The sequence below is a fragment of the Pseudomonas sp. HOU2 genome (genome assembly GCF_040729435.1).
In the GTDB taxonomy this organism is placed as follows: Bacteria; Pseudomonadota; Gammaproteobacteria; order Pseudomonadales; family Pseudomonadaceae; genus Aquipseudomonas.
The window spans coordinates 1,210,533-1,237,522 of the sequence record NZ_CP160398.1; the positions used below are offsets into that span (position 1 = coordinate 1,210,533).

The 26,990-nt window shown below is 60.1% G+C and carries 26 protein-coding genes; 10 read left to right on the plus strand and 16 right to left on the minus strand.

Annotation, left to right across the window (positions count from 1 at the left end):
* Positions 1-11: 11 nt before the first annotated feature.
* The 6 genes from ABV589_RS05375 to ABV589_RS05400 are packed head-to-tail and all read right to left on the minus strand — an operon-like array spanning position 12 to position 7,289.
* Positions 12-1,115, minus strand: coding sequence for a hypothetical protein (locus ABV589_RS05375; RefSeq protein ID WP_222018832.1), 1,104 nt, complete (start codon positions 1,113-1,115; stop codon positions 12-14).
* Positions 1,106-2,335 (minus strand): polysaccharide biosynthesis C-terminal domain-containing protein, encoded by a 1,230-nt coding sequence (locus ABV589_RS05380; RefSeq protein ID WP_367085179.1) that lies wholly within the window; start codon positions 2,333-2,335, stop codon positions 1,106-1,108. Before ABV589_RS05380 ends, ABV589_RS05375 begins: the two co-directional genes overlap by 10 nt.
* Entirely contained in the window at positions 2,332-3,444 is a 1,113-nt protein-coding gene (locus ABV589_RS05385) for a polysaccharide pyruvyl transferase family protein (protein WP_367085180.1), read from the minus strand. The genes ABV589_RS05380 and ABV589_RS05385 overlap by 4 nt, the downstream gene beginning before the upstream one ends.
* A 14-nt stretch (positions 3,445-3,458) precedes the next feature.
* The gene (locus ABV589_RS05390; RefSeq protein ID WP_367085181.1) at positions 3,459-4,541 is read right to left on the minus strand and encodes a glycosyltransferase; all 1,083 of its coding nucleotides are present in this window, start codon (positions 4,539-4,541) and stop codon (positions 3,459-3,461) included.
* A gap of 40 nt (positions 4,542-4,581) precedes the next feature.
* The gene (locus tag ABV589_RS05395) at positions 4,582-6,810 is read right to left on the minus strand and encodes a polysaccharide biosynthesis tyrosine autokinase (protein WP_367085182.1); all 2,229 of its coding nucleotides are present in this window, start codon (positions 6,808-6,810) and stop codon (positions 4,582-4,584) included.
* A 38-nt stretch (positions 6,811-6,848) separates the two neighbouring features.
* The gene (locus ABV589_RS05400; RefSeq protein ID WP_007968224.1) at positions 6,849-7,289 is read right to left on the minus strand and encodes a low molecular weight protein-tyrosine-phosphatase; all 441 of its coding nucleotides are present in this window, start codon (positions 7,287-7,289) and stop codon (positions 6,849-6,851) included.
* Positions 7,290-7,580: 291 nt separating this feature from the next.
* Between ABV589_RS05400 and ABV589_RS05405 the strand changes: the two genes are divergently transcribed.
* Together ABV589_RS05405 and tal are read left to right on the plus strand one after the other, a co-directional pair.
* Complete coding sequence (locus tag ABV589_RS05405; protein WP_367085183.1) at positions 7,581-8,531, plus strand: glycosyl hydrolase family 5; 951 nt, start codon at positions 7,581-7,583, stop codon at positions 8,529-8,531.
* Between the two features lie 207 nt (positions 8,532-8,738).
* Positions 8,739-9,665 carry a transaldolase gene (gene tal / locus ABV589_RS05410; protein WP_007968220.1) on the plus strand — a complete coding sequence of 309 codons (927 nt, stop codon included), beginning with the start codon at positions 8,739-8,741 and terminating at the stop codon, positions 9,663-9,665.
* Positions 9,666-9,904: 239 nt separating this feature from the next.
* Here the strand turns inward: tal and rssC are convergent, their stop codons facing one another.
* Positions 9,905-10,387, minus strand: a complete 483-nt coding sequence (gene rssC / locus ABV589_RS05415; RefSeq protein ID WP_003226553.1) for an anti-sigma factor antagonist RssC — start codon at positions 10,385-10,387, stop codon at positions 9,905-9,907.
* Positions 10,384-11,568: a two-component system response regulator RssB gene (gene rssB / locus ABV589_RS05420; RefSeq protein WP_258675357.1), complete on the minus strand. Its 1,185-nt coding sequence runs from the start codon at positions 11,566-11,568 to the stop codon at positions 10,384-10,386. Before rssB ends, rssC begins: the two co-directional genes overlap by 4 nt.
* 274 nt (positions 11,569-11,842) lie before the next feature.
* On the opposite strand from rssB, the gene ABV589_RS05425 reads away from it, so the two are divergent.
* Positions 11,843-12,142, plus strand: a complete 300-nt coding sequence (locus ABV589_RS05425) for a PilZ domain-containing protein (RefSeq protein WP_007968216.1) — start codon at positions 11,843-11,845, stop codon at positions 12,140-12,142.
* 52 nt (positions 12,143-12,194) lie between these two features.
* Here the strand turns inward: ABV589_RS05425 and ABV589_RS05430 are convergent, their stop codons facing one another.
* Positions 12,195-12,884 (minus strand): VacJ family lipoprotein, encoded by a 690-nt coding sequence (locus ABV589_RS05430; protein WP_367085184.1) that lies wholly within the window; start codon positions 12,882-12,884, stop codon positions 12,195-12,197.
* 197 nt (positions 12,885-13,081) lie between these two features.
* On the opposite strand from ABV589_RS05430, the gene ABV589_RS05435 reads away from it, so the two are divergent.
* Both ABV589_RS05435 and ABV589_RS05440 read left to right on the plus strand, forming a co-directional pair.
* Complete coding sequence (locus ABV589_RS05435; protein ID WP_367085185.1) at positions 13,082-13,702, plus strand: HAD family phosphatase; 621 nt, start codon at positions 13,082-13,084, stop codon at positions 13,700-13,702.
* A 109-nt stretch (positions 13,703-13,811) separates the two neighbouring features.
* Positions 13,812-14,075 carry a DUF4404 family protein gene (locus ABV589_RS05440; protein ID WP_367085186.1) on the plus strand — a complete coding sequence of 88 codons (264 nt, stop codon included), beginning with the start codon at positions 13,812-13,814 and terminating at the stop codon, positions 14,073-14,075.
* Positions 14,076-14,171: 96 nt separating this feature from the next.
* Here ABV589_RS05440 and queF read toward each other — a convergent pair whose 3' ends face one another.
* Together queF and ABV589_RS05450 are read right to left on the minus strand one after the other, a co-directional pair.
* Positions 14,172-15,002, minus strand: a complete 831-nt coding sequence (queF, locus tag ABV589_RS05445) for an NADPH-dependent 7-cyano-7-deazaguanine reductase QueF (protein WP_367085187.1) — start codon at positions 15,000-15,002, stop codon at positions 14,172-14,174.
* Positions 15,003-15,063: 61 nt separating this feature from the next.
* Positions 15,064-15,597: a cupredoxin family protein gene (locus tag ABV589_RS05450; RefSeq protein WP_367085188.1), complete on the minus strand. Its 534-nt coding sequence runs from the start codon at positions 15,595-15,597 to the stop codon at positions 15,064-15,066.
* A 155-nt stretch (positions 15,598-15,752) separates the two neighbouring features.
* On the opposite strand from ABV589_RS05450, the gene ABV589_RS05455 reads away from it, so the two are divergent.
* Together ABV589_RS05455 and ABV589_RS05460 are read left to right on the plus strand one after the other, a co-directional pair.
* Positions 15,753-16,433, plus strand: coding sequence for a heavy metal response regulator transcription factor (locus tag ABV589_RS05455; RefSeq protein ID WP_367085189.1), 681 nt, complete (start codon positions 15,753-15,755; stop codon positions 16,431-16,433).
* Complete coding sequence (locus tag ABV589_RS05460) at positions 16,433-17,782, plus strand: heavy metal sensor histidine kinase (protein ID WP_367085190.1); 1,350 nt, start codon at positions 16,433-16,435, stop codon at positions 17,780-17,782. Before ABV589_RS05455 ends, ABV589_RS05460 begins: the two co-directional genes overlap by 1 nt.
* A 123-nt stretch (positions 17,783-17,905) precedes the next feature.
* On the opposite strand, the gene ABV589_RS05465 is transcribed toward ABV589_RS05460, so the two are convergent.
* From ABV589_RS05465 to ABV589_RS05475, 3 genes are all read right to left on the minus strand, one after another.
* Positions 17,906-19,150: a lipoprotein-releasing ABC transporter permease subunit gene (locus ABV589_RS05465; protein ID WP_041068958.1), complete on the minus strand. Its 1,245-nt coding sequence runs from the start codon at positions 19,148-19,150 to the stop codon at positions 17,906-17,908.
* Between the two features lie 169 nt (positions 19,151-19,319).
* Positions 19,320-20,006: a lipoprotein-releasing ABC transporter ATP-binding protein LolD gene (gene lolD / locus ABV589_RS05470; protein WP_171061910.1), complete on the minus strand. Its 687-nt coding sequence runs from the start codon at positions 20,004-20,006 to the stop codon at positions 19,320-19,322.
* Between the two features lie 7 nt (positions 20,007-20,013).
* A complete protein-coding gene (locus tag ABV589_RS05475; protein WP_095140043.1) occupies positions 20,014-21,264 on the minus strand; it encodes a lipoprotein-releasing ABC transporter permease subunit in 1,251 nt (416 codons plus the stop codon).
* 94 nt (positions 21,265-21,358) lie between these two features.
* Here ABV589_RS05475 and ABV589_RS05480 point away from each other — a divergent pair, with 94 nt between their 5' ends.
* Positions 21,359-21,940 carry a PilZ domain-containing protein gene (locus ABV589_RS05480; RefSeq protein WP_007968195.1) on the plus strand — a complete coding sequence of 194 codons (582 nt, stop codon included), beginning with the start codon at positions 21,359-21,361 and terminating at the stop codon, positions 21,938-21,940.
* A 14-nt stretch (positions 21,941-21,954) separates the two neighbouring features.
* Positions 21,955-22,677 (plus strand): glycerophosphodiester phosphodiesterase family protein, encoded by a 723-nt coding sequence (locus tag ABV589_RS05485; RefSeq protein WP_064588424.1) that lies wholly within the window; start codon positions 21,955-21,957, stop codon positions 22,675-22,677.
* Positions 22,678-22,719: 42 nt separating this feature from the next.
* On the opposite strand, the gene sthA is transcribed toward ABV589_RS05485, so the two are convergent.
* A complete protein-coding gene (gene sthA / locus ABV589_RS05490; protein WP_003226580.1) occupies positions 22,720-24,114 on the minus strand; it encodes a Si-specific NAD(P)(+) transhydrogenase in 1,395 nt (464 codons plus the stop codon).
* A gap of 197 nt (positions 24,115-24,311) precedes the next feature.
* Positions 24,312-25,328 (minus strand): FAD:protein FMN transferase, encoded by a 1,017-nt coding sequence (locus ABV589_RS05495; RefSeq protein WP_367085191.1) that lies wholly within the window; start codon positions 25,326-25,328, stop codon positions 24,312-24,314.
* A gap of 344 nt (positions 25,329-25,672) precedes the next feature.
* Between ABV589_RS05495 and ABV589_RS05500 the strand changes: the two genes are divergently transcribed.
* Positions 25,673-26,974 carry an MFS transporter gene (locus tag ABV589_RS05500; RefSeq protein ID WP_367085192.1) on the plus strand — a complete coding sequence of 434 codons (1,302 nt, stop codon included), beginning with the start codon at positions 25,673-25,675 and terminating at the stop codon, positions 26,972-26,974.
* Positions 26,975-26,990: the final 16 nt, after the last annotated feature.

Sequence of the window (26,990 nt, forward strand, 5' to 3'; positions counted from 1 at the left end):
AAACACCTGCCTCAATTCAGAACTCGTGATTCAACCCGCACCGGTTTGTTCGCGCGCAACATCAAGCCGAGGCCGACAAACAACACCGGCACCACCATGGAAAAGTGCCGGGCGAAGGAACCGAAATCCGGCTCGAACAAGCCTTGCACCAACAGGAACGCCAGCGGAATCGCGATCAGCTCCTTGGGTTTGGTTTCGATCGGCGCGCCTTTGTAATCGGTGGAGGTGATGACTTTGAACAGCAGCAGCGCGGTCATGATCATCAACGCGACGAAGATCACCTGGCCTGGCCCGGACAACAGAATCAGCTCCACCGGGAACGACAACCGGAAGAAAATGATCATCGAGTCCAGCGCCTGAGAGACGAAGTCGCTGCCGCTGAGCCACGACACGATCAGCGATTTCGAACCCTCCTCCCCCGCCGTGCGCAACTCGTTGTTGCTGGCGCGAATCGATGACACCGGAAAGCCCAGCGCCAGCTGGATCGCCATGGCCACGGCCAGATAAAACAGGAACAGCATCAGGAAGAAGGTGAAGCGCGACACGTACTTCTTCATCACGCAAACGCCGACCCACGACAGCGAAAACAGGATCCAGTAAGGGCGGATCAGTACGCCGTAGATCACCGCCGAGAGAAAAAAACCGCCGCGATATTTGCGCGTCAGCGAGCTGAACAAAATGCTCAGCACCGCCACCGAGACGATGATTTCCTTGGTCAGGTTTTCCAGAAAAAACGAACGCACAATCCCCCACAGACACAGGGTGCCGAAGATCGCCAACGGCATGCGCCGGAACACCACCACCGGAATCGCCGTGAGGAAGAAGTTGCAGAACATCCCGTAGGCCCAGGCGTTGGTCAAGTTGATCCCGGTGGGCCGCAGCAGGAACGCCGAACACTCGTAGGAGGAGCGATCCGGCGAGAACGGGTTCCAGAAATTGCAGTTGTCGGCCCGCGCATAGGACGACCACAACGTCATCGCATCCGGCCCCGGATCACGCGGGATCAGCAGCGGCATCGCCACCGACAGAAACAACCCGGTGAACAGAATCAGGAACGACAGCGAGGAGTCGAGTCTGCGGCCGCGAAACTCGATACACGGCAACTTCAACCCCATGCCAGCGCCCCTTTTGCGCGGGACGCTCGGGTCAACACGGCAATCACGCCAAGCTGCACGATGATCGCGAAGACATTGCCCCACGCCGCGCCATAAATCGAATAGTGCTTGATCAGCACATAGCTGACCGGCACCGACACCAGCAGGCAGATCGCCGCGCTGGCGAATGACACTCGACTGTTTTTCGAGGCGATCAGACCGCCCCAGACGATGTCGCCGATGGCCCGCAGGGCAAAGGAAAAGATCAGCACGCCGAGGATCGCGTTGTCCGGACGCGGCACGCTGCTGGCGACGTAATCGAGCACCACGTTGAAGAACAGATAGATCAACACGGCCACCGCCGCTGACACCACCAACGAGCGCATCACCCACTTGTTGACGAACAAGTGCCGGACGGTGAATGCCTGCTGATCCGCCTGAAACCGCTTGGCCAGCACTGGAATGCCGACCACCGCCACCACCGCGTAGGACAGCGCCTGCAAGGTGTTTGCCGCCGACCATGCGTACACGTATTTACCGAGGCTGGCGTAGGGTTCGAGGTCGGCAATCAGAAAGCGCTCGGCGTACTGACTCAGCGCGATCAAGCCCGTGCCGAAGTAGAACGGCAGGCCGGCCTTCCACACGGTCGCGGTAGTCAGTGCTTCGCTGACCCGGCCCTTGTGCACGTTCACCACGATCAGATAACCGGCGACGATCACCAGCACGTTGGCGGCGACCCACAACCACAGCACACTGGCGATGCCGGACACCCAGTCGAGCATCATCCCGCCCACCGCCAGCAACGCCCACAGGCCGGTCTTGATGAAAAACAGCAGCGCTCCCGCCGTGGCTTTCTGTGCGGAAAACACGAACGAATTGATCTCGAACGACAGGTGTTCGGTGAGCAGCACCAGCGTCACGCAGAGGATCAGTGCGGTGCTCGCCTCGACCTGCTGGAACAGCGAGTAAATCCCCACCGTTGCCAGCGACAGCAGCAGCCCCACCGCCAGGTACAGCAGCAGGACTTTGTCGACCACCCGCCGCGAGCTGCCGCCGACGCTGATCAACCGATTGATCTCGGAACTGAAACCAACGCTGTAGAACTTCGAAGCGATCAGCGACGCCGCGACCACCACCCCATAAAACCCCAGCGCTTCGTAGCCCAGGTAATGGGTGATGGCCAACACCAGCAAGAACTTCGCGCCCAAGGCTCCGCCGCGCAGCAGCAGGCGAAAGATCATCGAACGACGCCTTTGATGATCTCGTCCATCATCACCGTCTTGGCTTCGATTTCGCGGCAGGTATCGGTCAGGCGCTTGCCGAAGTTCGACAGGGCATTCGGCGCGTAAACGGTGTCGATGATGGTGTCGACATTGATGTCGCCGCCGTTGATCACCCAGTCTTCCACGCCCATGTCCTGATAGGCGCCAAAGCCTTTGCGCTCATAGCTGATGTGGTACGCCGGAACACCGGACAGCAGCGATTCGATGGCGCCGTGCAAACGCACGGAGATCACCAGGTCCGGCTGATACTTGGTAATCGTCGCCTTCAGCGACAGCAGCTCTTCGTTGATGCCCAGCTCGCGATAGAACGCACCGTCATCGTTGCCGCGAACGGCGCTCTGCACCGCGCAGACCACTTTGCTTTTGTTCTTCAGGCGCTGCAGCAGCACCTTCAGGTTGGCGACGTAGGCGACCTTCTTTTCCTTGCTCCACTCCGGCGGCTTGCGCAGCACCACGCACACGGTGGCCGGCGACGCGGCGCAACGGGTGAACTTCGGTTGCTGAAGGATCTTGCTGGCCAACGACTGCACCGCCAGATCCGGCGCACGGTAGACGTTTTCGCAGGCATCGAACATCGCCGAGGAACGGTTATCGCGCACGAACACCGCGTCGGCGCTGGCGTAGTGCTCGACAATCTTGCCGCTCTCGCCATGGAACGGGCCGATGCTTTGTGGCAGGTACACCGACGGCACTTTGCTGAGGATCGCCGTTTCCAGTTGCTTGGCGTGGCCGAGTTTCAGCTTGATGTGTTCGAAGGCGCTTTTCGAGCGCATATAGCCGCCACCGACACCGACGATCAGATCGGTCTTGCGCAACAGATCCGCCAGCCCGGCATACGACTGGTTGAGGAACACCGCCTGCTTGACCCGCCCCAGGCCTTTGGCCGCCATCACCGGCGCGTCGAAACGCGGGTGCGGCAGGTAATCGAAAGACTGCGGATCGGACGCGACGACATTGATCGCGGTGTCTTCGCCAAAGTTGCGCTGCACCAACGCGATGGCCAGATCGACGAGCAGGCCGTCACCGGAGTTGGACGCACTGTAGCCATGCAAAATCGTTACGTTCATAAGCTGAGTTCTACTTAATAAGTGGGAGCGCAATACACGTCGTAGGTCTGGCGGATCATCAGCGCGGCACTGAAGCGCTCGCGCACGATATTCCGGCCTTCGCTGCCGAGGTCGAGCAACCGCGGCTTCTGGATTCGCGCCAGCACATCGGCCAGCGCCTGGTGATCACCGGTGGGAAAGACGTAGCCGGACACTTCATGGGTGACCAGTTCGGGCAGTGACGTGCAGTTGCTGGCGATCACCGGCAAACCCATGGCCATGCCTTCCAGCGGCACCATGGCAAAACCTTCCCAGCGGCTCGGAACGATCAGCGCGTCGGCCTGTTGATACAGTGCCTGCACTTCGGCCGGCGTGACCCACGGCAGGTACTCGACCGCGTCCATCTCGGGGCACTCGACCGTGTCCTCGTTGACCGCACTGCCGACCACCGTCAGTTTCAGATCGCTGCGTTGCACCTTGGCAAACGCCTTGAGCAACACGTCGAAGCCCTTCTGGTAGTCGAGGCGACCGACAAACAGCAGATGAATCGGCGCGGGGCTCTCGGCCTTCGGCGCTTCGTCTCGCTGGTGGATGCCGTTGTAGATCAGCTTCATGCGCGAGCGCTGAATGCCGAACCGTGCGGCCTTGTCCATCTCGTAACGGCTGACGCAGATGATCACGTCGGTGACCCGCTGCAGGACCCGCTCGATCCATGCGTAGATCTTCTGCTTGGTCGGCGAGCTTTCCATCAGGAACGAAAAGGCGTGCGGGCAGTAGACGATTTTCGGCTTGCGCCACGGTCGCAGAAGCACACAGACCACACGGCCGATCACTCCGGAAAAGGTGCTGTGCAGATGCACCACGTCGGGTTTTTCCTTGAGCATCACCCGGGTCAGTTGCCAGGCAAAACGCAACAGCGAAAGCACATCCCGCCCGCTGCGTTCGAACGTGCGAATCTGCTGTGCATCGATGCCGTGCAGCTCTTGTTTCTGGTCGAGCGGCACCAGATAGACCAGCTCGTAATTTGAATCCTGGCCTTCGGGCGACGCCGAGATGGTGCGGATAACGGTGGCGACCCCACCTTTTATCGTTTCAGCCACGTGCAGTATTTTCTTCACAACCCACCCACTTTCATGCCTGTTGGAACGTCCCTGAATCTCAGGATTTGTCCGACGCGTATTCGTAGTTGTAATAGCCGTAGCTGCCATTGCCGTAATAGCTGGCCGCGCGCTTCTCGACGCCGTTGAACACCGCGCCCTTGAGCTCGATGCCGTTCTGCGCGAAGCGGCGAATGGTCGCTTCGATTTCCTTGGCCGGGTTCACCGCGAAACGCGTGACGATCAGGCTGATCCCGGCTTCACGCCCGACAATCGCTGCGTCGGTCACCGCCAGCAGTGGCGGCGTATCGATGATCACCACGTCGTAGCGCTGACTCAGCTCGGCGAGCAAATCGCGGAAGTTGGCGTGCATCAGCAGCTCGGAAGGATTCGGTGGAACCTGACCACGGCTGATGAAGTGCAGGTTGTCGATTTCCACCGTGTTGATCGCCTGCTCGATGCTGCAGCGCTTGACCAGCAGATCCGACAGGCCATTGGCGATCGGCACATTCAGCGTCTTGTGCAGGTGGCCCTTGCGCATGTCGGCGTCGATCAGCAACACGCGCTGACCGCTCTGCGCCATGACCGCGGCGAGGTTGGACGAGACAAACGTCTTGCCAACCTGCGGGCTGGGGCCGGAGATCATGATGCGGTTGTTGGTCGAATCCAGCGCGGCGAAATGCAGGCAGGTGCGCAGGCTGCGGATCGACTCGATGGACAGGTCGGTCGGGTTGCGCAGGGCCAGCAGATAGGCCGGCGTCTCGGCGGTGATTTTTGCTCGGCCCTTTTTCGTGTCCTCGTCACGCTGCAACGCGCTGTAAGGAATCGACGCGTACACCGGCAGCCCGAGCTGTTCGATGGCTTCCGGGCCTTCCAGACCTTTGCTCAACGATTTGCGCAACAGCACCAGGGCCACGCCGACAAAGGCGCCGAGGAACGTCGCGATCAGCACGATCAGGGCTTTTTTCGGTTTGACCGGGCTGCTCAGGTCGACATCTGCCGGATCGATCAGGCGCACATTGCCCACCGCCCCGGCGCGGACGATGTCCAGTTCCTGGGACTTGTTCAGCAACTGCGTGTAGATCTGCGAAGCCACTTCCACATCGCGGGTCAGGTTGAGCAGCTCCTGCTGCGTGGCCGGCAGATCACCGACCTTGCCTTCCAGCGACTTCTGCTGCTGGGTCAACTCACCGATCTGCGACATCAAGGCGCGATACGCCGGATGCTGCTTGGTGAACTTGCGATCCATTTCCGCCTGCTGCATTTTCAGCTCGGAAATCCGCGTTTCCAGCGCCACGGACTGACCGAGCACCGACTGGGTTTCCAGGGAAATGTTCACGGTCTTGCCGTGGGTCTGATACGCGTTGAGCGCATCGCTGGCCTTGGCCAGATCACGCTTGACCTGCGGCAACTGACTTTGCAGGAACGCCAGGCTTTGCGCCGCTTCCGCCGAGGTGCGGCGCACGTTCTGGTCCACGTAGAGCGCGGCGATCTTGTTGAGGATCTTCACCGCCTCGGCCGCATCGGCGCTGGCCAGCGCCAGACGGATAATCCCCGACTCTTTACCTTGCTCGGAGATATCCAGCGCATCCTGGTAACCCTGAATGGTCACGATCCGTGGATTGCGCACCACTTCAAAGCGAGTACCCGGGTTGGCTTGCAGGCGCTCGATCAAACCCTCGACGCCGTCCTGGGCGAAGGCTTCGCCGGCGACGCCCTCGACCAACAGGTTGTCGTTGTCATCGAGCAACTGAAAGTGCTGTTGTTCGCCAGCCACCAGGGTGAGCTTCTTGCCCAACAACTCTTTGGACAGATTGAGTCGAGTGAACTCCAGACGCTCGCCGCCCCAGGCGTAGCTGTTGAAGCCAAAACGCGGCGGCGCCACGCTGAACTCGGTTTCGCCGCGATAACGCCGGGCGAGAAAACCGCCGACCACCGGGAAGGTGTTGGGCGTGACGTCGATGTCCAGACGCAGGTCGTCGACGGTTTTGCCGATCACCGCGCGGGACTTGATGATGCCGATTTCGGTCACCGACGGCGATTGTCCGCCGAGCATGCTGCTGAGGTCGGAAAAGCCGAGCATGTCGTTCTTTTTCGGTTCGACCTGCACCAGCGCGTTCGCCAGGTACACCGGCGTCGCCAATACCGCATAGGCAACGCCGGCGGCCATGAATGCACCGGTGAATGCACCGATCAACCATTTCTGGTCGATCAAACTGCCGAATATGCCGAGAAGATCAATACTGTCTTGATCGTTATCACGGTTGGCGATTACTGACGGTAACTGCATAAGTCTTTCTTACCATTCACTGATCTGAAGAATATTCATCAATGTCCGAGGCGCTGCGCCCACGAGCTAACAGCATCTTCAATCAATGCATGGGCATGAATAAAAGCGGCCTTACCTTGACGATACGGATCCTGTATTTCTCTTTCGCTCTGCCACTTGCCGAGAAGAAACACTTTGCCTCGGGCGTGCGAGGCAATCTTCAGCACCTGATTCACATGTTGTTTTTCCATGACCAGAATCAGGTCTGATTCATTGACGATATCGGCGGTCAATTGCCGGGCCCGGAAACCCTCGGCGCTGTGCCCGTGGTCTTCCAGCACCTGGCGCGCCGAGGCTTCCATGCCTTCGCCGACCCGCGCAGAGAGACCTGCGGAAGTCACCGAAATGGTTGAGGGGGTCAGCGCATTACGCAGCAGAAGTTCTGCTGTCGGACTTCGGCAAATATTGCCAACGCACACGACGAGGATCTTTTTGAACAAGGTTTACATTCCTGTGTAATATCATTCTGCCAACATCTAGAGCGGATCTTAATGAACCCACTAGATCATTCTGCACTCAGAAATAGATTCGCCCTGTTAGTACCAGCGTATTAAGTACCACAGGGTCAAAAGCCGCCAAAACACAATTACCGGACTAAAAATAACTGTGATTTTCAGGTCTTGTTTTCCTGACAAAAAATAACATTGGCGCACTTAGTGCCATTGTCAGTTTCGAAACAGTTATCTCGAGATATCTTTTCGCCGTTGTCACTTCTCACCCGGAGAACCGACATGAAATCAGCCCATCTCAAACACCTGAGCGCCCTGACCCTGTTACTGCTGGCGGCAACCGGCCAGAGTCAGGCCAATGAACTGTTCCCGGCATTGCCCGCCAATAAAACCATCGGGGTTCAGGTCAAGGTCCAGACCTTCTCCGCTGCCGACGCCGAGCGCGTCAAAGCCACCGGCTTCAGTTTCGTGCGCTTTGGCGTATGGACTGACAGCCTGCCCAGCGCGGCCTACCAGAAGCAGATCAGCGATGCCTTCGCCGTGGCCCGCGCGGCCGGTCTGCCGGTGCTGATGACCCTGCGCGCGACCAAGCCGTTACCGGCCAATGATCTGGCGAACGCGGGGGTCGCGTATGCCAACGCGCTGAACAGCCTGGCAGCGACCTATGGCTCACAACTGGTGGCGATCGAGCTATGGAATGAGCCGGACCTCGGCACCTACTGGCCGACCGGCAATTTCGATACGACCTTCGTGCCGTTCATGAGCGCAGCGTGCAAGACCTTGCAAGACAAACCCCAGACTGTCCCGGTAATCGGTTTTGGTTTTGCCCGGCCACCGACTGCCGGCTCGGCGTCCACCGTGGCACTCAACCGAATCGTCAGCGAATACCCCAAATGTCTCAACGCGGTTTCCTACCATCCCTACGGCATGAGCGGCACGCAGATCAGCAACGCCCAAGCGTTTATCCAACAGAACTTCCATCTGCCGGGGGTGATCAGCGAATGGGGTATCTCGGCGCTCGCCTCCAACGGCGGGATTGAGGGTCAGGCCAGCAAAATCAGCGCGTTCGTTGCCGATATCAAGACCCGCAACATCGCCCTGACCTCGATCTACGAATGGAAGAACAGCGACACCGGCAGCAATGACCGCGAGAAGAATTTCGGTTTGTTGACCTCCGATGGCCAGCCGAAACCGGCGGAAACCGCAGTCAAAACCCAGCTGAGCCAGCAATAACCTCCATCAATGTGCCCAAGGGGCGCTGGCCGTCAGTTGCTTTGAACCTGCGGCCGATTTTGGCATCGTATTCATCGATACCGCGCCCCACCGTTCAAACAGCCGTTCTCAGGTTGTTGCCCCCGGGGAACCCATTGCGCCTCGACGCCCTTGAGTGGCCGTCAGCGCTCGGGTAATGTCGTCAAACCCACAGGACAGAGCACACCCATGACTTCCAAGCTGGAACAACTCAAACAGATGACCACCGTAGTTGCCGACACTGGCGACTTCGAAGCGATCGCCCGGGTCAAGCCGGTCGACGCCACCACCAACCCTTCCCTGCTGCTCAAGGCCGCCGCCATCCCGGGCTATGCCGAGTTGCTGAACGCCTGCGTCAGCGACTGCAAGGGCGACGTGGGTCTGGCCAGCGACCGTTTCGGCGTCGCTGTCGGCCAGGAAATCCTCAAGGTGATTCCGGGCCGCATTTCCACCGAGGTGGATGCGCGCCTGTCGTTCGACCAGGACGCCGTGCTCAAGCGTGCGCATCGCCTGATCGAACTGTACGACAAGGCCGGCGTCGGCCGTGACCGCGTACTGATCAAGATCGCTTCGACCTGGGAAGGCATCCGCGCTGCCGAGATCCTCGAGAAGGAAGGCATCCAGACCAACCTGACCCTGCTGTTCTCCTTCGCTCAGGCTGCCGCATGCGCTGACGCCGGGGTGTTCCTGATTTCGCCGTTCGTGGGCCGCATCTACGACTGGTACAAGAAGGCCAACGGCAACGACTACACCGGCGCCGATGATCCGGGCGTGCAGTCGGTGACCCGCATCTACAACTACTACAAGGCCAATGACTACAAGACTGTGGTCATGGGCGCCAGCTTCCGTAATCTGAGCCAGATCGAGCAATTGGCCGGCTGCGATCGCCTGACCATCAGCCCGGACCTGATCGACAAGCTCGCGGCAGACACCGGCAAACTGGAGCGCAAACTCGCCCCGGGCCACGCCGGCGAAGCGCGCCTGAGCCTCAACGAAGCGCAATTCCGCTGGTTGTCCAACGAAGACGCGATGGCCACCGAGAAACTGGCCGAGGGCATCCGTCAGTTTGCCCGTGACCAGGAGAAGCTTGAGGCGCTGTTGCAGGCCAAGCTGTGATCTGAGCGGTTGAAATGCAAAAAAGGGCGAACCCGATTGGGTTCGCCCTTTTTTGTTGGTGGTGTCCAGCGCAAATGATGGCTTATGGCAGGCGGTGTCCTTGTGGCGAGGGAGCTTGCTCCCGCTGGGCTGCGAAGCGGCCCAATTGGCTATCCGGTTTTTTCAGAAACACCGTGCCGGCAGGTTTTATGGCTGCTGCGCAGCCAAGCGGGAGCAAGCTCCCTCGCCACAGAGGCCACTCAGTGCCGCTCGAGGGCGTTCACCAGGTCATGGAAGGCTTCACGATTGGAGTCGTTCAGGCCCATGAGGATCTTGTGCGCTTCGAGCACCTTGATCCGCACCACTTCCTCGGACTGATCCTGGTCCGGCAGGTCGTCCAGGCACTCGGGGCACGGCACCGGGTGGTTGACGATGTTGAACACCTGCTCGAAGCCCATCGATTGCAGCAGACGGGTGATGTCTTCGTGGGTGGTGACGACGGTCGGCAGCAGGCCGACCTTCTGCCGCGACAGGATCGACAATTTGGCCAGCAGGCCGAGGGTGGTGCTGTCGATGCTACGGGTTTCGGTCAAATCGATCACGATCGCGTTGAAATTCAACGCGGTGAAGATTTTCTCAATAGTCGCATCCAACGCCGAACACAGGGTCAGGCGAACTTCACCGACGAACTTCAGGACGAAGGTGCCGTCCTGTTCGGCGAACTGGATTCTACCGGTACTCATTGAAGATTCCTGCTCAACACCAACAGGGCGATATCATCCGGCATCTCCCCTAGCGTGGCCAATTCAAACACTTGCCGCAGACCATCCAGGCTGCCGCCCGCCGCCTTCACCCGTTGAGGCAAGGCAGCTTCTTTTTCCTTGAGCGTCGGTTCTGGCAACAGATCCAGAATGCCGTCGGACATCAGCGTCAGGCTGAACGTCGGAGGCAGCTCAAGCACGTGATCTTCGTAGGTGGCCTCATTGAACAGGCCCACCGGCAAACCGCGGCCTTCGAGGTAACGAACACTGTCAGGCGTGTACAACACAGGCAACGGCAGATGGCCGCCGATGCTATAGGTCAACAAACCGGTCTCCTCGTCGATGACTCCACCGACCATTGTGACGTGTTTGCCCAGCTTACAACTGATCAGCCCCCGGTTGATATGTCCAAGGACTTCCGAAGGCTTGAATTCCGGCAACGTGCCGTTGCGCTTGGACTCGAACAACAGGCGCGTGGTCATGAACTTCAGCAGCACGGTGACGAACGCCGAAGAGGCGCCATGGCCCGATACGTCGGCCAGGTAGAACGCCACCCGACGCTCGTCGACGCGGAAGTAGTCGACAAAATCACCCGACAGGTACAGCGACGGGATGATCTGGTGGGCAAACTGGAACTCGTCGATGCGCCACGGGCTTTCCGGCAGCATGTTCATCTGCACCTGGCGACCGGCGTTCTGGTCTTCCTGGAGCAGGTTCAGGCTGGCTTCGAGCTCGCGGTTGGCCTTCTCCAGCTTCTCGCGGTAGCGCTGGTTCTCCAGCAGCAGGTGCGCACGATCAAGCGCACGACGCACCGAGTGCTCGAGCACGGCCAGGTCTTCGAGAGGCTTGATCAGGTAGTCCGCCGCGCCCAGGCGCAGCGCCTCAACCGCGTCGTTCATCACGCCGGCACCCGAAACGACGATCATCGGCGTTTGCGGTGAGCGCTCGGTGACCTGACGGATAAGTTCGAGACCACCCATCTGCGGCATGCGCAGATCGCAGATGACCAAGTCGGGCTTGTCTTGCTCGAATACCTGAAGACCCTGTTGGCCGTTGCTGGCCTGCAGGACGCTGAAACCACTGTCTTCCAAATAGGCCGCGAGGCTCGCGCGCACTACTTCGTCATCATCGATTATCAGCAGCGTGGCACTGGTTTTTGGCATGTGGGCAAACGGCGCCAGAATTAGGTTGGCGTAGCAGGCGGGGCATCGGCCCGGCTCAGACTACTGGATTCGCTTTCTAGCCTCTCTGCTGCACCGCTTTCGAGCACTGAGCCGGAACGCGATTGCACCAGAGGTGCCCTTCTAAGGCGCAGACGGTACTCCCATCCGCGGGGCGTTTCAAGCATGCGCCGATGGTCGCTTGACGACTTTACTTGTCAAATCACCGAGAGTTATAAGAACAGCTCAAACCGTAACCCAATGGAAGGTCGAAGCCATGAGTCAAACCGGTCGGGACTACAGCGAAAAGCGTGATTTCATCCGCATGCGGGTCGATGCCGATGTGGTGTTGATTCATGAAGGCGATGAGATCGCCGGCGTGTGCATCGACCTCTCCAGCAGCGGCATGCAGGTCGAAGCGCCGCGCCAGTTCGCGGTTGGCGACCGCTTGAGCGTACGCATCGATTCCGAGCATGCTGCATTGAGCGGGCTGGAAGCGGAAACCGAAGTGGTCTGGGTCAAAGCCCAGGACGGCGCCAGCCAGAAACTCGGTCTGACCATTCTGAAGATGAAATAAGCGCACACAAAAAAGGCGGCCTCACGGGCCGCCTTCTTGTCATCGGTCGAGATTAAAAATCGTCTTCAACCTGACCATCCTTGACCTTGAACTCGCGGTTCTGCAGGTAGGCATTGCGGATGAAGGTGTACTTGTCACCGCTGATCAGCTTCTCGCTCGACAGCAGGCTGGCGCGAGTGTCGACGATGTTCAGGCCGAACACCGAGTTACGGACAGGCACGTCGTTGATGTAGCGGTACGGGGCGGTGTAACTGTCGACGTACTTGGACGGTGCATCACGCAGGGTGCTCGGGCCGAGCAACGGCAGCATCACGTACGGGCCGCTGCTGACGCCCCAGTAACCGAGGGTCTGACCGAAGTCTTCATCGCTGCGCTGCAGGCCCATTTTGGTGCCGACGTCGAAGAAGCCCAGCAGGCCGAAGGTGGTGTTGAAAATGATCCGTGCGGTATCGACACCGGCGGCTGCAGGTTTGGCCTGCAGAATGTTGTTCGCCAGGTTGGTGACGTCACCGACGTTGCGGAACATGTTGTGGATGCCGTCTTCAAGGAACTGCGGCGTCACGAATTCATAGCCCTGCGCCAGCGGCTTGAGCGCGTAGGTGTCGACGAAGTCGTTGAACTGGAAGATCGGGCGGTTGACGCTTTCCCAAGGGTCTTCTTCCGTTGCGGCGTTGGCGGCGAACGGAACCAGCAAGACGCTGGCGCATACACATAGCTGAGCGAGAGGATTGCTCCAGCGCATAGAAAACTCCTTGGATTTTTACTGGCGCGGGCAACATAGGCCCAAGCGTTAAGAGCGCTAGTATAAGCGCAAATGCCGTTTTGGGCAGTCCACCCGTAAAGAGTCATGCAGGACGCTTCCTACACGCTCATTCACACACCTGTCATCCAACTGTCACTGATGTCCCCTAGCCTCATGCCTATTTCAGGGACGTTGCCATGACCCACGCTGAAGCCTTGCCTGTCGCCGCGCCCGGCCTGACCGCCGTGCTGTTCGGACTCAGTGGCTGTCTGGTGGATTTCGGTGCCCGCGCCCATCAACACGCCGGCGTGCTGCCCGAGCATGCCGACGCCACCCCCGGCGCCCTCGACAGCTTGCTCAGCCTGCAGCGCCAGCAGATTCCCTGTGCGTGGATCGATGAGCTGCCCCCTGCCCTCGCGCAATCTCTGGCGGCCTCGTTGCCGGGGTGGATCCAACCGACGCAATATTCAGCAACAATCAATCCGTGGCCGGCGCCGAACGCCTGTTGGCAAGCACTGATGGGGCTGAATGTCAGTCGTCTGGACGGCTGCGTGCTGGTCAGCGGCGAGCCGCGTCTGCTGCAATCGGGCCTCAACGCCGGGTTGTGGACCATTGGCCTGGCGTCCTGCGGTTCGCTGTGCGGCCTGTCGCCGAGCGAGTGGCAAGCCTTGAGCCAACAGGAACGCGAACAGCGCCGCGGCAAGGCGACCCTGCAGTTGTTTAACCTGGGCGTACATTCGGTGATCGATCATCTGGGCGAACTCGACACCTGTCTGGCCGACATCAACCTGCGCCGCCTCAAGGGCGAAAAGCCCTGACCGGGATCATGCAGGTTGCAGCAGAGTGGATTAATCTAAAGGTCAGCCATAGACCTTTGGCGCGCGGCTGCGGTCAATGCCAGTGCCTCTAGATAAAAGGAACCCCACCATGCCCGCCCAAGAACTGCAAAAACAACTCGACACCCTGCGCGAGCAACTGGAGCAGAATCCGCCGCTGTCTGAAGCTGAGCGTGATGATCTGCATGCGCTGATGGCGCAGATCGAAACTGAAATCAAACTGGAGAGCGCCACTCAGGACGCCAGCATCGCCGATGGCGTGAACCTGGCGGTGGACCGCTTCGAACTTGAACACCCGGCCATTGCCGGCACCCTGCGCAATATCGTCAATGCGCTGGGCAGTATGGGGATCTGATTCCCCGGTAACCCCAAAAAGCAAAAGATCGCAGCCTGCGGCAGCTCCTACAGGGAATCTCATGTAGGAGCTGCCGCAGGCTGCGATCTTTTGATCTTACTGACGGACCAGGCGCTGGTTCGGCAGTTGTACCGCTTCAGTGCTGCGATACGGATTGATATCCAGCCCGCCGCGACGCACATACCGCGCAAACACCGTGAGCTTCTCCGGCTTCAGCAAACGCTGCAGGTCGAGGAAGATCCGCTCCACGCACTGCTCATGGAAGTCCGAGTGCTGGCGGAAACTGACGATGTATTCCAGCAGACTGGCGTGATCCAGCGCCGCGCCACGATACTCCACCACTACGCTGCCCCAGTCCGGCTGGCTGGTCACCGGGCAGTTGGATTTGAGCAGATGGCTGTGCACGCTCTCTTCAACAATCTTCGAATCATCGCAACGCAGCAGCTCCGGGCGCGGATGCTCATAGTTGCTGACGCTGATGTCCAGATCGTCGATGCACACGCCCGGCAACGCCACGACGCCTTCGGCTTCGACGTCCTTCAGGTTGCGTACACGTACGCCGACCGGTTTGCCGGCAGCGGCCGACAGGTCCTTGACCAGCGTCGCTTCCAGGCTGGCGATGTCGGCGAACGGCGTCTGGTTCAGCGAGTTCAGGTACAGCTTGAACGACTTCGATTCGATGATGTTCGGCGAATCCGCAGGAATGCTGAATTCACCGATCGCCACCACCGGCTTGCCCGACGGCAACAGCCACGACAGTTCGAAGCAATTCCAGAAATCCACACCTTTATACGGCAGGGTTTCGGCGGTCAGGCCCAGCTCGGCCCATTTCGCGGTGCGCGGAATCGGGAACAGCAGGGACGGCGTGTACGTGGCGATGTATTCGCTGGATTTGCCCAGCGGCGAATGTTCGGCTGCGGGATGCATGGCGGAAACCTGACTGAAGAATCAGCGGATTCTATCAGCCTTTGCTCCCGCCTTTGAGTGCTTACTGACTGACAGTCAGTTTGCCGACCATGCCCGCCTGGTAGTGACCGGGAATATTGCAGGCGAATTCCAGGCTGGTGGCCTTGCTGAAGGTCCAGGTCAACTCGGCGGTCTTGCCCGGCTCGACCAGCACGCTGTTGGGGTCGTCGTGCTTCATGCCGTGGCCCATGCTGCCGTGATCCATGCCCGCCATATCGTGGGACATTTCTTTCATGCCGGTCGGCGTTAGCATGCCGCTTTGCTGCATTTGCAACATTTCCTGCTGGTGTCTGGCATGCATCGCGGCGTCACCGAGGTTGAATTCGTGCAGCAACTGGCCTTTATTCACCAGCACAAAGCGAACGGTCTCACCGGCCCTGACCTGAATCGCTTTGGGGTCGAACGACATGTCGTTCAGTACAACTTCAATGCTGCGAGTAGCCTTGGCCGCAGGGGCCGGTTGGCCGAAATCATACGTGTGCGCGGGAGCGGCCCAGACAGGTGAACTCAGCGCCAGCAAGCAGGCGGCGACGGCCAGAGGGTTGCGCAAAAACATAGTCATACTCCAACAAGATAAGGTTCAGCCTGTGGGAAACTCTAGCCCGCCTGCGCTGGCAGCGACCTGACAGGCAGATTACAACTTTGTCAGCTTGGCGCACGCCGTCTGTTCCCACGGTATAACGCTTTCGTTTCTATATATCCGAGTCGCCCATGAAACTGCTGATCGTCGAAGACCAACCGAAAACCGGCCACTACCTGCGCCTGGGCCTGACCGAGGCCGGGTTCAACACGGAACTGGTGGCGGACGGCCACAGCGGCCAGCAACTGGCGTTGAGCGGTGATTATGCGCTGCTGATTCTCGACGTGATGCTGCCCGGGCGCAGTGGCTGGCAGATTCTGCACGCGGTGCGCAGCGCCGGCCTCGACACGCCGGTACTGTTTCTCACCGCCAAGGATGCCGTGGAAGACCGGGTGCACGGTCTCGAACTCGGCGCCGACGACTATCTGGTCAAACCCTTCGCCTTCTCCGAGTTGCTGGCCCGGGTGCGCAGCCTGCTGCGTCGTGGCAGCGCCCTGCCCCAGGAAACCAGCCTGCAACTGGCCGACCTGCGTCTGGACCTGATTCGCCGCCGGGTCGAACGCAGCGGTCAGCGCATCGACCTGACCGCCAAAGAATTCGCCCTGCTGGAAATGCTCCTGCGCCGCCAGGGTGAAGTGTTGCCCAAATCGCTGATTGCCTCGCAGGTCTGGGACATGAACTTCGACAGCGACACCAACGTGATCGAAGTGGCGATCCGGCGTCTGCGCCTGAAGATCGACGATGACTTCCCCAACAAACTGATCCACACCGTGCGCGGCATGGGTTACGTGCTTGAAGAGCGTCCGGCCTGATGCGTCGTATGTCCCTGAGTTCTCGCCTGGCACTGCTGTTTGCCGCCTGCACCGCCGTGGTCTCGCTGTTCGCCGGGGTGCTGTTCAACCGCGCCAGCGAGGCGCACTTCATTGAGCTCGATCAGCAATTGCTCGATGGCAAGCTGATCGGTTTGCGCCGGGCCTTGCAGGATGTGCAACCCGCTCAGCGTGAGGCGCGGCTGGCGGATGAGCTGAGCCGTCAGGCCGATCTGGCGCTGCGTATTACTGGCAGTGACGGCCAGCGCTGGTACGACAGCTCGATCAATTTGCCGCAGGACTTGCCGCAACAGCCGGGCCTGTCGACCATCAGCCATGACGGCGCCGACTACCGCGTGCTCAACGCCCCGCTCCACCTGGATCAACCCGACTCGCCACAACTGACGCTGCTGCTGGACATCACTCATCACCAGCACTTCCTGCAGCGCATGCAACATCTGATCTGGCTGACCATCGGGTTGTCGGCCCTCGCTACCGCACTGCTCGGCGCCTGGGCCGCACGCAGCGGTTTGCGTCCGTTGCGCCGTATGAGCGCAGTCGCCCGTGGGATTTCTGCGCATTCGCTCAACGCCCGACTGCCGCAAGCGCAAATGCCGCCGGAGCTTGCTGAAATGGCCCACAGCTTCAACGCCATGCTCGGACGCCTCGATGACTCGTTTCAACGGCTGTCGGCGTTTTCTGCCGACATCGCCCATGAACTGCGCACACCGCTGTCGAACCTGCTGACCCATACCCAGGTCACCCTCACCCGCCCACGCCCGATCGAGGATTACCGCGAAGCCCTGCACAGCAACCTCGAAGAACTGCAATGGATGGCACAACTGGTCAACGACATGCTTTATCTGGCCAAGGCTGACCATGGTTTGCTGATGCCCAAGCGCGAGTCGCTGGAGCTGGCGGACGAGAGCGATGTATTGCTGGAGTTTTTCGCGCCACTGGCCGAGGACGCCGGGGTGACGCTGAGCCGCGAAGGTCATGCGCGTACGGAGGGTGATCGCAGCATGCTGCGCCGGGCCTTGTCGAATCTGCTGGATAACGCGCTGCGCTTTACCCCGGCGTCAGGCAGCGTGCGCCTGTCCATCGTCGATCAGGCGCACGCGGTGCAGGTGTCGGTGGAGAACAGTGGCGAAGGCATTTCAGCAGAATTGTTGCCGCGGCTGTTTGACCGGTTTTATCGAGCGGATCCGGCGCGGCAGGAAGGCAGCAGTGAACATGCGGGGTTGGGGCTGGCGATTACCCAGTCGATCGTCCGGGCGCATGGCGGGCAGATTCATTGCGAATCGGCTGCGGGGTGGACGCGGTTTGTGATCGAGTTGCCCAAGAAGGATTGAGGCCGACAGTTCCGGCCCCTTCGCGAGCAAGCTCGCTCCCACAGTGTTTTGCGTCGTTCACATAATGGTGACTCAACTCAGTACCTGTGGGAGCGGGCTTGCCCGCGATGGCGATTTCAGAGCTTACGAATATCTCAACGCGTGAGCCGGCTCAATCTTCGCCGCCCGCAACGCCGGGTACACCGTCGCCAGGAAGCTCAGAATAAAGCCCGCCGAGCAGATCAACAGCACATCCCCGCCCTGCAATTCCGAAGGCAGGTTGCTGACGAAATAAACGTCAGAGCTGAAGATATGCTGCCCGGTAACGCGCTCAACCCAGCCGACCATTTCACTGACGTTCAGCGCCGCGATCACGCCGAGCACGCCGCCAATCAAGGTGCCGACAATCCCGATCACCGTACCCTGCACCATGAAGATCGCCATGATCTGCCGTGGCGTGGCGCCGATGGTGCGCAGGATCGCGATGTCCGCGCCCTTGTCGTTCACCACCATGATCAGCGTGGCGATGATGTTGAACGCCGCCACCGCGACAATCATCAGCAACAACAGACCGATCATGGTTTTTTCCATTTTCATCGCGCTGAACAGGCTGCCCTGGGTGTGAGTCCAGTCGTCAGCCTTGAACTCGGCACCGAGGCCTGCGGCGATGTCCGAGGAGACTTTCGGCGCGGCGTACAGATCCTTCACCGCCAGGCGCACGCTCTGCACCTGATTCGGCTGCCAGTGCTGCATGGTGGCAGCATCGGCCACGTGGATCAGGCCCATCGAGCCGTCCAGCTCGGCGCCGACCTTGAACACGCCGACCACGTTCAGGCGCTGCATGCGCGGGGTGATGCCACCCGGTGCGGTGCTGACTTCCGGCACGATCAGGGTGATCTTGTCGCCGACATTGAGGCGGAAGCGGCGCGCGGTGATTTCACCGATCACCACACCGAACTCGCCCGGTTTCAGGTCATCGAGACGTCCCTGCACGATGTGCTGGGCAACGATCGACACCTTGCCTTCCTGGGCCGGATCGACACCGCTGATCTGGATCGGCTGCATCAAGCCCTTGTAGGACAGCATGCCTTCCATCTCGGTGAACGGCACGGCGGCGGTCACTTCGGGATTTTTCAGCGCGGCGGCGGCCACCGGCTGCCAGTCATCGATCGGCTTGACGCCAACGATGGTCGCGTGCGGCACCATACCGAGGATGCGCGAGCTCATTTCGCGCTGGAAGCCGTTCATCACCGACAGCACCACGATCATCGCCAGCACGCCGAGGGCGAGCCCGATCATCGAAGTCATCGAGATGAACGAAACAAAGCGATTGCGGCGCTTGGCGCGGGTATAGCGCGTGCCGATAAAGATCGATAACGGTCTGAACATTCGCTGGGGCACCGTATAAAAAATCAAGCTTAAAAAAGCGGCCAATCGCTTGAGAGCGTAGCGAGCGAAGGAAAGACAAGGCAAAAACAGGCGAGGAAGCGGAGTCTACTGGCTGTAAATGAGCATTCCGAGCCTGTTTTTAACGCAGTATTTCCGAGCGCAGTAGCTCTCAAGCGATTGGAGTCAGGCAACCTTCTTGCAACTGCAGGACGCGGTCCATCTGGCGGGCCAGGTTCATGTCGTGAGTCACCACCAGGAACGCCGTGCGCATCGAAGTGCTGAGTTCCAGCATCAAGTCCTGAATGCCTTCGGCGGTGTGCGAATCAAGGTTACCGGTTGGCTCGTCGAGCATCACCAGGCCCGGATTGTTCACCAGCGCCCGGGCGATGGCCACACGTTGGCGTTCGCCGCCGGACAGCTCCGCCGGTTTGTGCTCCAGACGATGGCCCAGACCGACACGCTCCAGCAACGCGGTAGCGCGCTGACGTGCTTCCGGGATCGCAGTCTTGCCGATCAGCAGCGGCATGCAGACGTTTTCCAGCGCGGTGAATTCCGGCAGCAAGTGGTGGAACTGGTACACGAACCCGAGGGCACGGTTACGCAGCAGGCCACGCTTCTTCTCGCTCAGCGCCGACAGCTCTTCGCCGTCGAGCCAGACGCTGCCCTCGGTTGGCGTGTCGAGACCGCCCAGCAGGTTGAGCAAGGTACTTTTGCCCGAACCGGACTTGCCGACGATCGCCACTCGCTCGCCCGGGTGCAACTCCAGTTGCAGACCGGCCAGCACTTGCACCGACTCCGGGCCTTCCTCGTAGGATTTGCCCAGGTTGCGGCAGCTCAAGATTGCTTTATCACTCATGCCCGACTCACTCATAACGTAGCGCCTCCGCCGGCTGGGTGCGCGCAGCACGCCAGGCGGGATACAGGGTGGCGAGGAAACTCAGGACCAACGCAGCGGCGCAGACCATGACCACGTCCTGGCTCTGCACCTGCGATGGCAGGTAATCGATGAAATACACGTCGGCGTTGAGGAACTTGTGGCCGATCAGCCCTTCGAGGGCGGAAATCGCCGCACTGACGTTGAGCGCAGCGAGAATACCGAGCACCGCACCAATCGCCGTACCGACCACGCCAATCACGGTGCCCTGCACCATGAACGTGCGCATGATCGTCCCCGGCGTGGCGCCGAGGGTGCGCAGAATGGCGATGTCGCTCTTCTTGTCATTCACCACCATCACCAGCGTGGAAATGATGTTGAACGCAGCCACCGCGACGATCAGCAGCAACAGCAGACCGATCATGGCCTTTTCCATGCGTATCGCCTGATACAGGTTGCCGTGGGTGCGGGTCCAGTCGCGAGCGTAGTAATGGTCTTCGCCCAGCTGCTGGGCGATGGTCCAGGCCACGCGCGGCGCCTGGAACAGATCATCGAACTTCAACCGGATGCCCTGCACCTGATCAGGCTTCCAGCGGTGCATCTTCGCCAGATCCTGCAGGTTGGTGACGCCCAGATAGCCGTCCAGCTCACCGGCGCCGACATGGAAGATGCCGACCACGGTAAAGCGCTTCATGCGCGGGAACATCCCGGCCGGGGTCACGCTGACCTCCGGCGCGACGAAGGTGACTTTGTCACCCAGGCCCACGCCGAGCTTGGTCGCGGCCTTGTCGCCGATGACGATGCCGAAGCTGCCCGGCGTCAAATCGTCGAGTTTGCCCTGCTTCATGAAGTTGTCGATGATCGAGACATTGCGCTCGAGCGCGGGGTCGATGGCGTTGAGCAACACCTTGGACACCTGACCGTTGTTGGTCAGCAAACCCTGCATCTGGGTGAACGGCGCAACGGCCGTCACCTGCGGATTCTGCTTGACCTTGGTCGCCAGGCTTTGCCAATCGTTGATCGGTTCGCCGGTTTCAAGAGTCGCGTGGGGCACCATGCCCAGCACGCGGGTGCGCATCTCATGATCGAAGCCGTTCATCACCGAGAGCACCACGATCATCACGACCACGCCAAGGGCGAGCCCGATCATCGAAGTCAGGGAAATGAATGACACAAAATGATTGCGACGCTTTGCACGGGTATAACGCGTGCCGATAAATACGAAGAGAGGTCTGAACATGTCGGGGCTTGTTCGGAGGGAAAAGGAACGTCCTTGTGGCGGGGGTCGATAACCAGCTTTACACTCAGACCACCGCCGCTACCATGGGTTCGCCATGTCGACATTAGATGAAGAAGATCGCCGCGAATACTACCGTATCGAGGACATGATCGCACTGGAAATTCGGCCCCTGTCCGCTCCCGAAGCCGCAGGCCAGGAAGTGTTGCAGGATGCTTCCCCGCTGTTCAACCTGCTCAGCGAACTGCACCTGAGCGAATTCGAGTCGCAGCACCTGTTGCGCCAGATCAGCGAGCGCGACCGGGCCATTGCCGCGTTCCTCAAATCGCAGAACAAACGCATCGACCTGCTCAGCCAGGTGGTCGCCCTGACCGTACTCGGCCATATCGGCGAGCCGCAGCCGGTGATCATCTCCGAAGGCGGGATCGACTTTCAGCACCCGACCCCGATTGCCACTGGCGCGCACCTGTCGGTAAAACTGGTGCTGATGCCCCAGGCGCTGGGCCTGCTGCTGCGCGCCCGCGTCACCCATTGCGACCGCAAGGGCGACGGTTACGACGTCGGCACCGAGTTCGAACACTTGACCGACGCCCAGCGCCAGTTGCTCGCCCGCTATATCCTGCAGAAACAGGCCCAGGAACGACGCCTGGCCCGTGAACAGAACGAATCAGGCATTTAAATTAAGGAAGCACCGTGACCCTCATCTACGGCCACCGCGGCGCCAAGGGCGAAGCACCGGAAAATACCCTGACCAGTTTTCAGGAATGTCTCAAGCACGGCGTACGCCGTTGCGAACTGGATCTGCACCTGTCCAAGGACGGCGAGCTGATGGTGATCCACGACCCGACCCTCAAGCGCACCACCGACCGGCGCGGCAAGGTGGTCGAGCACACCGCCGCCGAACTGGTGACCTACGACGCGCGCAAGGGCGGCCCGGGCTGGATCAAGCCGTGCCCGATTCCGACGCTGGAAGAACTGTTCGAGAAATGCGATTTCGAGCACTGGCAGCTCGAAGTCAAAAGTGCCTCGCGCACCCGTGCGGCGACCACCGTGCTGGCGATCCGCGAAATGGCCCAGCGTCATGGCCTGCTGGACAAGATCACGATTACTTCGAGTTCGCGGGAAGTGCTGAAAGCGGCGCTGGATCTGGTGCCGGACGTGTCGCGTGGACTGGTCGCCGAATACGCCTGGCTCGACCCATTGAAGGTCGCCGCCAGCTATGGCTGCGAGATTCTGGCTTTGAACTGGACGCTTTGTACGCCGGAACGCCTGCAGAAGGCGCAGCGTCAGGGGCTGCATGTGTCGGTGTGGACCGTCAACGAGCCCGCGCTGATGCGCAGACTCGCCGACTTCGGCGTTGACAGCCTGATTACAGACTTTCCCGGTTTGGCCACTGCCACCCTCGAGAATTGCTGAAATCGGTCTCCCCGGCCGGCTCAGGCCACCGGCCGGAGCCCGTCAAAAAAGCCGGTTGAGGCCGTCGTACGCCGCTACCCGATAGGCTTCGGCCATGGTCGGGTAGTTGAACGTGGTGTTGACGAAATACTTCAGTGTGTTCAACTCGCCCGGCTGGCTCATGATCGCCTGACCGATGTGCACGATCTCCGACGCCTGATAACCGAAGCAGTGAACGCCCAGCACTTCCAGGGTTTCACGGTGGAACAGGATCTTCAGCATGCCTTGCGGCTCGCCGGCGATCTGCGCACGCGCCATGCTCTTGAAGAACGCCTTGCCGACTTCGTACGGCACCTTGGCCTGGGTCAGCTCCTGCTCGTTCTTGCCGATCGAGCTGATCTCCGGAATGGTGTAGATGCCGGTCGGCACGTCATTCACAAAGCGCCAGCTACCGTTATCGACAATGCTGCCAGCCGCCGAACGACCCTGGTCGTGGGCGGCACTGGCCAGGCTCGGCCAGCCGATCACGTCACCGGCGCCGTAGATGTTTGGCACACAGGTGCGGTAAGCCTCGTCGACTTCGATCTGGCCACGGCTGTTGACCTTGACCCCGATGTTTTCCAGACCGAGCTGGTCGGTGTTGCCGGTACGGCCGTTGCACCAGAGCAAGGCGTCGGCCTTGATCTTCTTGCCGGATTTGAGGTGCAGGATCACACCGTTATCCACGCCTTCAACGCGATCGTAATCCTCGTTGTGACGCACGGTGATGTTGTTGTTGCTGAAGTGGTAGCTCAACGCCTGGGAGATTTCCGAGTCGAGGAAGCTCAGCAACTGACCACGGTTGTCCACCAGTTCAACCAATACACCCAGACCGCTGAAGATCGAAGCGTATTCGCAACCGATCACACCGGCGCCGTAAACGATCAGTTTGCGCGGGGTGTGGCCGAGGCTGAGGATGGTGTCGCTATCGTAGATGCGCGGGTGATTGAAATCGATGTCCGCCGGGCGATAAGGGCGCGAACCGGTGGCGATGATGATGTGCTTGGCCACCAGCTTCTCGACCACGCCGTTGGCGCAGACCACTTCGATGGTTTGCTCGTCGGCGAAGCTGCCGGTGCCGAAGAACACGTCGACGCGGTTACGGGCGTAGTAGCCGGTGCGCGAAGCGACTTGTTTGGAAATGACTTTCTCGGCGCTTTTCAACACGTCCGGGAAGGAGAACCAGCGTGGCTCACCGATCGCCCGGAACATCGGGTTGGTGTTGAACTGCATGATCTGCCGCACCGAGTGACGCAGGGCCTTGGACGGGATGGTTCCCAGGTGGGTGCAGTTACCGCCGACCTGGCGACGGCTGTCGACCATCGCCACCTTGCGCCCTGCTTTGGCGGCGTTCATTGCCGCGCCTTCTCCCGCCGGGCCGGAACCCAACACCACCACGTCGTAGTTGTAGACAGCCATGCGTACTCCTCAGAACAGGCCGCGGTGCCAGCAGCACCAGCGGCTAAATCACGCCGAATCGCGGCGCGAAGGAACAATTGGGGGTCAGTAAAGAACCCGGACACAGTCTATAGAAGCGTCAACGCCGCGCACATTAACCCTTGGTCGCGTCGTAGGCTACTTTTGCCTGCACTACAACGCCAGCTTTCGTACTGTTTTCAGTCAATCTTTGCGCCACTGAGGCGCTCGAAAGCCGCGCTGGTGCGAATGACGAAACCTGTATCGGCACGAATCACGAAGAATGCACCAATGTCGTGTTTTTCGGCATAGTCCCAAGCCCTTTCCGGCCCGAGAATCAGCAACAGCGTCGATAGTCCATCGGCCATCAACGCTGAAGGATGAATCACCGTGACTGACGCCAGGTTGTGCAGGACCGGCGCCCCGCTACGCGCATCGAAGGTGTGGGAATAGCGCCGGCCATCCTGCAGGAAATAGTTGCGGTAATCACCGGAGGTGGACACGCCGTAGCCATCGACATTGATGACGCGCTCAGCCACCTGCTGATCGTCACGCGGCTCCTCCAGCGCGATACGCCATGCCGAACCGTCGAGTTTTTTGCCCTTGGCTTTCAGCTCGCCCGTGGCTTCGGCGAGATAATCATGGATGCCCATGGCGTCGAGCCGGGCGGCGATGGTGTCGACGGCGTAACCGGCAGCGATGCTGTTGAAGTCGACTTCCACCGGTGCATCCTTGCACAAGCGGTCGCCGTCGACATGCAAATGGCGGTAGCCGACCCGTTGCAGGGTGGCGGCCAGCGCGGCGGGGTCGGGGACTTTCTCTTCACGCCCTTGCGGGCCGAACCCCCACAGATTCATCAGCGGTTCGACCGTGAGATCGTAGGAGCCTTCGCTTTGCTCCGACAGCTGTTCGCCAACTCGGACCAATTCGAGCACGGCGGCGGGCATGGTCTGACAGCTGTTCGCCGGCAAGGCATTGAAGCGCTCGATGTCGGAGTCACTGCGATAAGTCGACATGTGCCGGTCGACGTCGCCGAGGATTCTTTCCACTTCAAGCTGAACCTGCGCGGGCTCGGGAAGACCGGCGTGGCGCACGTACTTTATCGAATAGGTGCTGCCCATGGTCGGGCCGCCGAAGCTTTCCATGGAATCGCCGTTGCCGCAGCCGGACAAGGCACCCACCAGCAGCAAAACGCCAATCAGCCTCCCTTTAGACAAATCCCCTACTCCCCACACAAAGCTGAAGATTATGCGCCAGAACCTGTAGGAGCTGCCGAGTGAAACGAGGCTGCGATCTTTTGATTCTGGTCTTTTCAATCAAGATCAAAAGATCGCAGCGTTCCGCAGCTCCTACAGGTTTTTCATTCGTTTGATAGCCAGATGCTGGCCTTGGTAATGGCTATATCGTTTAAGCAGCGCCCTAACCAGTTGTTGCCTAACGATCTTTATACACATATGGTTACAAAACTGTTCACGGGTACTGCCTGAGTTTGCCGCGTGACGGCGAGGACGTGTCTAGTTCAGGGATTTCCAATAAGACAGCCAACAGAGAGTACGAACCAATGTCCTCCACCACGGGCAAAGGCAAAGCGATTTTTCGCGTTGTCAGCGGCAATTTTCTCGAGATGTTCGACTTTATGGTCTATGGCTTTTACGCCACGGCCATCGCCAAAACCTTCTTCCCGGCCGACAGCGCCTTCGCGTCTCTGATGCTCTCGCTCGCGACCTTCGGCGCCGGTTTCCTGATGCGTCCGCTGGGCGCGATCTTCCTTGGTGCCTACATTGACCGTCACGGTCGTCGCCAGGGTCTGATCATTACCTTGGCGCTGATGGCCGCCGGTACGATCCTGATCGCCTGCGTGCCGGGCTACGCCACCCTAGGTGTCGCCGCGCCGTCGATCGTGCTGTTCGGTCGCTTGCTGCAAGGCTTCTCGGCCGGCGTCGAGCTGGGCGGTGTTTCGGTGTATCTGGCGGAAATCGCCACGCCGGGCCGCAAGGGCTTTTTCGTCAGTTGGCAGTCTGCCAGCCAGCAGGCGGCGGTGGTGTTTGCCGGCCTGCTCGGAGTGGGTCTCAACCACTGGCTGAGCCCGGAACAGATGGGAGACTGGGGCTGGCGCGTGCCGTTCCTGATCGGCTGCATGATCGTTCCGGTGATCTTCATCATTCGTCGCTCGCTGGAGGAAACCCCCGAGTTCCAGGCGCGCAAACATCGCCCTACCCTGCGGGAAATCGTCCGTTCGATCGGTCAGAACTTTGGCATCGTCATCGCCGGCATGGCACTGGTGGTGATGACCACGGTTTCGTTCTACCTGATCACCGCCTACACCCCGACCTTCGGCAAGGCTGAACTGCATCTGTCGGATTTCGACGCACTGCTGGTGACCGTGTGCATCGGTCTGTCGAACTTCTTCTGGCTGCCGGTGATGGGCGCGGTGTCCGACAAGATCGGGCGTAAACCCCTACTGCTCGCGGCGACCATTCTGGCGATCCTGACCGCCTACCCGGCGCTGTCGTGGCTGGTGGCGAACCCGAGTTTCAGCCATTTGCTGATCGTCGAACTGTGGCTGTCGTTCCTGTACGGCTCGTACAACGGCGCGATGGTGGTGGCGCTGACCGAAATCATGCCGGTGGAAGTGCGTACCACCGGATTCTCGCTGGCGTATAGCCTGGCGACGGCAACCTTCGGCGGTTTTACACCGGCGGCGTGCACTTACCTGATTCACGTGCTCGACAACAAGGCGGCACCGGGGATCTGGCTCAGCGGTGCGGCGGTGCTGGGGCTGATTGCGACGTTGGTGCTGTTCCGGGGTAACAAGCATGAACTGCGGACTGCGCAAGCGGCTGTGGCAGGTGGCGCCCGATAGGACGCCATCGCTGGCA